The 6,253-nt window shown below is 56.2% G+C and carries 5 protein-coding genes; 2 read left to right on the plus strand and 3 right to left on the minus strand.

From position 1 onward, the window contains the following. The coding region (gene bioA / locus PHP98_11250) for an adenosylmethionine--8-amino-7-oxononanoate transaminase (protein ID MDD5484205.1) at positions 1-1,181 on the plus strand (1,181 nt) is incomplete at its 5' end. Here bioA and PHP98_11255 read toward each other — a convergent pair. Together PHP98_11255 and PHP98_11260 are read right to left on the minus strand one after the other, a co-directional pair. Then, on the minus strand, positions 1,178-1,318 hold the full coding sequence (locus tag PHP98_11255) for a hypothetical protein (protein ID MDD5484206.1): 141 nt from the start codon (positions 1,316-1,318) through the stop codon (positions 1,178-1,180). The two genes, bioA and PHP98_11255, sit on opposite strands and share 4 nt — an antisense overlap. After that, entirely contained in the window at positions 1,315-2,877 is a 1,563-nt protein-coding gene (locus PHP98_11260; GenBank protein ID MDD5484207.1) for a sodium-dependent transporter, read from the minus strand. Before PHP98_11260 ends, PHP98_11255 begins: the two co-directional genes overlap by 4 nt. A gap of 127 nt (positions 2,878-3,004) precedes the next feature. Between PHP98_11260 and PHP98_11265 the strand changes: the two genes are divergently transcribed. Beyond that, the gene (locus PHP98_11265) at positions 3,005-4,843 is read left to right on the plus strand and encodes a glycosyltransferase (GenBank protein ID MDD5484208.1); all 1,839 of its coding nucleotides are present in this window, start codon (positions 3,005-3,007) and stop codon (positions 4,841-4,843) included. Between the two features lie 224 nt (positions 4,844-5,067). On the opposite strand, the gene PHP98_11270 is transcribed toward PHP98_11265, so the two are convergent. After that, positions 5,068-6,030 (minus strand): SurA N-terminal domain-containing protein, encoded by a 963-nt coding sequence (locus tag PHP98_11270; protein ID MDD5484209.1) that lies wholly within the window; start codon positions 6,028-6,030, stop codon positions 5,068-5,070. Positions 6,031-6,253 lie beyond the last annotated feature (223 nt).

Raw genomic sequence — 6,253 nt, forward strand, 5'->3', positions numbered from 1 at the left:
ACGCGATTTCGTCCTGGTGGGGCTGTAGTCTCGGCCACAGCCATCCGCGCATCGTGGCGGCCATAAAGCAACAGTCTGGAAAACTCCAGCACAGCATTCTCGGCAACATGTCCCATCCGCCGGCGATTGAGCTGGCGGAACGGCTGGGAAGATTGTTTAAAGATGAACGCCGCGCGTTTTTTGCGAGCGACGGCGCTTCGGCGGTGGAGGCCGCGCTCAAGATTGCCGTCCAATATTGGCACAACACCGGCCGACCGGAACGCCGGCGGATCGTTTCCCTGGCAAACGCCTATCACGGCGACACGCTCGGCGCGGTTGCGGCCGGATTCCTGCCGCAATTCCACCGGGCCTTCAAGCCGCTGACTTTTCCCGTCTACCGCGCCGCCGCGCCGTTCTGCGCCGCCTGCGCCCGGAACCGCGCGCCGGATTCCCTGTCTGCCCCGGCTTGCGATGGCGAATGTTTTCAACCGATGCGGCGGCTCCTGGACAAACATCACGAAAAAATCGCGGCGGTTATCGTGGAACCCCTTTGCCAGTGCGCCGCCGGCATGAGGATTTACAGCCCGCAATACCTGAAAAAACTGGCCGCTTTATGCCGCGCGCATGACATTCTCCTGATCGCCGACGAAATCGCGGTCGGGTTCGGACGCACTGGCAGAATGTTCGCGTTTGAACATTCCGGGATAGCGCCCGATATCGTCTGCCTCGGCAAGGGACTTTCCGGCGGCTCTCTGCCGATCAGCGCCACGGTCGTTAAAGAAAAGATTTACGCCTCTTTCGCCGACGGCCCCGCGGACCATACTTTCTATCACGGCCACACCTTTGCCGGCAACCCCCTGGCCTGTGCCGTTGCGCTGGAAGTCCTGAAGATTTACGAGGAAGAAAAGATTGTGGCGGAAGCCCGGCGCAAAGGCAAAATGATGAAGGAAAAGATGGCGGAGCTGCGCCGCCTGAAAGGCGTCGGCAATTTGCGCGGCCTGGGCATGCTTGCCGCCTTTGACCTGGAGCCAGCGGGGCGCGCGGCGGCGCTTAAAAAAAACCTGCTGAAAAAGGGCGTTCTTATCCGTCCGCTGGGGAACACGATTTACCTGATGCCGCCGCTGAACACGCCTGACAAACTCCTGGCGGCAACGATGGATCTGCTGGCCGGGGCGCTGGAAAAGGAAAATTCGGGACGCTAAATTCCGGATGATGCCGGCCCGTTTTGCGGATCATCCCCGTCGTCCTTCCCGCCGAGCGCTTTTGCAAAACAAAAGACGTTGAGCGCGATGATCAGCCCCCATGAGAGGATAAGCAATATCCAGCCGGAAATGCTCATGATAAAACCTCCCCCCGCGCCTTTCTGCGTTTCCAGGCGATCTTGACCAGCAGGGCCAGGACAAGAAAAATCAGCAGAAGCCCGAGGCGCGTCGCCAGGATGACGGGTTTGGATTCGGGCGGGACGTTTTTCATCAGGATAACCGGAATCCATTCCTGCCAGAACCACGCCCCGAGGATAAAGAAGAGGAAAAGAGGGGTGATGTATTTGATGATCCATTTGTAAAAACGCGGCAGGACCAGGTCGGCGCCGTGGTGAATTTCATCCCAGGCCTTTTCCATGCCGAAAACCCAGACAAACAATATCACCTCAATCGTCGCAAACACCACCAGAAAGAAAGTCCCGCCCCAGAAATCCAGCTCATCCACCACGCCGTAACCCAGCAGGAAAATGCAGGGCTGGCAGAGAATGAAGGCTACCGCGCCGAAAATCCCGACCGCCTTTGTGCGGGTGACGTCAAACTCGTCCTCCAGGAAAGCCACCGAGGGCTGGGCCAATGACACCGCCGAGGTGATCCCCGCCAGGAAAAGGAGCATAAACCAGAGAAAACCCGAGAGGGCCGCGCAGGGGAGTTTATTCAGTATAAGCGGCATGGTCACGAAGCCGAGATTGAAAGTCCCGGAACGGGCCACTTCCTGCATGGCGCCCTGCCCGAAAAAGACAAAAGCGGCCGGGATAATGATGCTGCCGCCCAGAACAACCTCGGCCAGTTCGTTCGTTCCGGCCGCCGTAAGGCCGGAAAGGACAACGTCGTCGGTTTTGGAAAGATAACTGGCATAGGTCAGGATGACGCCGATCCCGACGCTCAAGGTGAAAAATATCTGGCCGGCGGCCTCCAGCCAGACTTTTGCCGACTTCAAGGCCGCAAAATCGGGGTTCCACATGAATCCGAGCCCGTTGATAATGTTTCTTTCCGGATACGCTTCCGCGGGCGCGCCGAGCAGGAAAACGCGGACCACGAGGATCAGCGCGCAAAGAAAAAGCAGCGGCAGGGCGAACTTGCACAGGCGCCCAATACCGGCGCGGATGCCGTAATAAATCACACCCAGGTTCAGCAGGAACGTGACGATGAAAAACAAATAAGCGCAGCCTACCCCGTTAAAAAAAGCGTTGCTCTCCAGCCCCTGGAAACCGCGCAGGAAAGACTGCATGGCGGACTGGTCGGCCAGGGCGGAATATTTGCCGGCGAGCGCGAAAAAGCTGTAGGCCAGCGTCCAGGATTCAATATAGACGTAATAAACAAAAATAACGAGCGGACCAAAAATCCCGATGACTCCGAAATATTTGACGAACCTGTTTTTGCGCAGGAGGCTGTGAAATATGCCCGGGGCGGTGCCGTGTTCAAATCCGCCGCCGTAACGGCCCAGGGTCCATTCAATCCACATCAACGGCAGGCCCAGCAGGAGAAATGAAATGAAATATGGAATAATGAAGGCCCCGCCGCCGTTGACCACGGCCTTGGCGGGAAAGCGCAAAAGGTTGCCCAGCCCGATGGCCGAACCGGCCACGGCCATGATAACGGCCAGCCGCGATCCCCATGCGTCTCTTTTCGCCGACATGGCAAAAATAATAACGGCCGCCCGCGCGGCTGTCAAAAAATTTTTTGCTTTTTGAATTTTCCTTGCATTCACCCGCGCCGTTGATTATGATTTAAAGTTGTTAAATGGCTGTTGCATGATTTTTTCCATGAAAAGGATTGTAAAACCCAGCGCCCTTCCGCCGCAAACCACCGACACCATAATTCCGCGCAATGCACTGCTCTTTGAGGTTGCATGGGAAGTCTGCCGGCAACTGGGCGGCATTTACACCGTCATTCGCTCCAAAGCGCCCCGCATGATTGAAAACTGGGGCAACCGCTATTTCATGATCGGCCCTTACAACCCGGTTACGGCGGCGATTGAGTTTGAGGAAACGCCCCCTTCCGGCGCGGTGGCGAACGCCATCGCCGAGATGAAAACGCGGGGATTTAACGCGCATTACGGGCGCTGGCTCATATCGGGGCGGCCCCAGGTCATCCTGCTTGACACGCACGGCGCCATGCACAAGTTGAACGAGATCAAATACTACTTGTGGGAGCACCACCGCATTGGAACTCCGTCGGACGACGACGAACTGAACCACGTGATTACCTTCGGTTTTCTGGTCCAGGAATTTTTCAGCGCGCTGGCAAAAGAAAAAGAGAGCCTGCCGCCGGTAATCGCCCATTTTCACGAATGGATGGCCGGCACGGCGATCCCGGAGATGCGCCGGCTCAAACTTCCCGCGGCCATTGTCTTCACCACCCACGCCACCCTGCTCGGGCGCTATATCGCCATGACCGACCCCTGGTTTTACGACCATCTGCCGTTTGTCAACTGGGAAAACGACGCGCGGCGGTTCAACATTGAGGCGCGGGTGCGGCTGGAGCGCGCGGCGGCGCACGGCGCGCACGTTTTCAGCACGGTCAGCAATGTAACCGCGCTGGAATGCAAATATCTAATTCAGCGCGAGGTTGACCAGGTCCTGCCGAACGGAATCAACGTGGAAAGATTCACCGCGCGCCACGAGTCGGAAAACCTGCACGTGGTCTACAAGGAACGAATCAATCAGTTCGTCATCGGCCATTTTTTCCCGAGTTACAATTTCAACCTTGACCGCACGCTCTATTTTTTCACTTCGGGCCGCCACGAATACCGCAACAAGGGTTTTGACCTCACGCTGGAGGCGTTGGCGCGCCTGAACGCGCGGTTGAAACAAGCCGGCGGCGATTTGACCGTGGTCATGTTCATTATTTCGCGCCGGCCCTTCCGCTCAATCATCGCCGAAGCGCTGAACAACAAGGCCATGACGGAAGAGCTTTACAACACCTGCATGATGGTCAGGGATCAGGTCGGCGCGCGCCTCTTCAAGGCCACCTCAACCGGGCGCCTGCCCGACTTTAATGCGCTCGTTGATGAATCCCACATGATGCGCCTGAAACGCATCATGCAGGCCTGGCGGACCAACCGTCTCCCGCCGATTGTTACCCATGACCTGTTTGACCAGGACCACGATGAAGTCCTGAATCAGTTGCGCGTGTGCAACATGGTAAACCAGCCGGAGGATCCGGTCAAAATCATTTATCATCCGGATTTCATGACAATGGCTAACCCGCTTTTCAGCCTGGAATACGACCAGTTCGTCCGCGGCTGTCATCTGGGCCTGTTCCCCAGCTATTATGAGCCCTGGGGTTACACGCCCCTGGAATGCCTTGCCCGAAACGTTCCCGCGGTGGCTTCGGACCTTTCCGGCTTCGGCAGTTATATTTTGCATCGTTCGCCCGACTGCCAGCAGAACGGCCTGTTCGTTGTCAAACGGAAAAACAACTCATATGTCGCCGCCGCGGAGGAACTGGCCGGATATCTTTTCGCTTTCTGCCAGCTTGACACGCGCGAACGCATTGCCCTCCGTTTCCATGCCCAGGAACTGGCCGAAGAGTTTGACTGGAAACAATTGATCGGATATTATCACCGGGTTCATGCCATGGCCTTTCAAAAGATGGCATAGCGGGGAGAAGACCTTGCGTACTCCTCCAAGCGGGTAACTTTTAAAACCGGCCCTGCTGACTTCTGAATCCTGAGTAAAGCGGGTATGCCCGCAACCCAAATAGAAATATTTCTTTTCGCCGAAGGCGAAAGAAAACATTTTCTCCGCGTTCTCAGCGCGCGCTGCGAGGGATGCTTCCTTGTTTTTCTTTGCCGTTCCGCAAGTTTAAGTTGCTTGCCACCGTTTCAGAACTTCTTGATATAGGCATTCTTTTTCAGCCGTTCAATCCATTCGTCATAAAGCCGTTTCATTTCCTTTTTCCGGAGCTCATTCCAGATGGAATCGCATACCGTTTCAAACGGCACCACCGATGAGTTTTTGCGCCCTTCAACCCGGAAAATATATAACTCATCCCCGACGGAAATGACGGGGCTGATATCTCCGACCGCCAGAGTTTTGAGGACCGCGGCAATTTCCGTCCGGCGGGTATCCGGGTCAATCCAGCCCCAGTAGCCGCCGGCGGACGCCTTCTGGTCTTCCGAGGCCTGCCTGGCCAACTCTTCAAACGATTCGCCGTTCAGAAGGCGTCTGCGGATATCCTCGGCCTGTTTAAGCTTGAGGTCATCCTCCTCCTTCGTGCCGCCGCAATCAATCACTATGGCGCGCACTTCCTGTTGCTCCGGAATCCGGTATTTTTCCCCGGCGTTTTCGTAGGCCGCGCGAACCGCCTGCGGTGTAATCACGACCTTGCCGTCAACCTCCCTCTCACGCAAAAGAGCCACGATCAGCGAATTTTTGTAGTTTTGCCGCCATTCCTCAAAGGTCAGCCCTTCCTGATCAAGGACCTTGCGCATCTCCGCCCGGTTATTGTTGAACTTGTTGCGGACAATTTCGTCAATCCGGCTGTCAACCACGCTGTCCGGCAGGGCAAACTGTTTCTGCGCCGCGAAACTGCACAAGATCAGCTCGCGCTCAATCAGGGAATCCAGCGTGTTCGCATAGGCGGCGTCAAGCTTGTCCGCGAGCGTGTCGTCAAAATATGTTTCGCGGATCTGCCGCTCAAGGGGTTCCATGGCTTTCAAAACGTCGGAAACGGTGATGACCTTGTCATTCACCACCGCCGCATAACCATCCACCGGGACCGGCTCGCCGGCGGCAAAGAGAGGAAAACACAGCAAAAGTAAAAAATAGGCGGATAGTTTTTTCATGATTCCGGGTTCGCGCAAAACGCCGCGAAATGGCCGTTGGTTTAAATATGGCAAATAAACCCGCCTTCCGCAAGTCAAAGACAAAGGAATTTTCCGGTAAGGCCTCAGTTTTGAGGGGGAGAGAGAAACCGTAGGGGCTTCGCTTGCGAAGTCCTCTTCAATAAAGACGGGCGCGCGACAAGCGCGGCCCCTACGAAGACTGGCCAATTGAATTGCCATCCAC

Source organism: Kiritimatiellia bacterium (assembly GCA_028715905.1).
GTDB lineage: Bacteria > Verrucomicrobiota > Kiritimatiellia > JAAZAB01 > JAAZAB01 > JAQUQV01.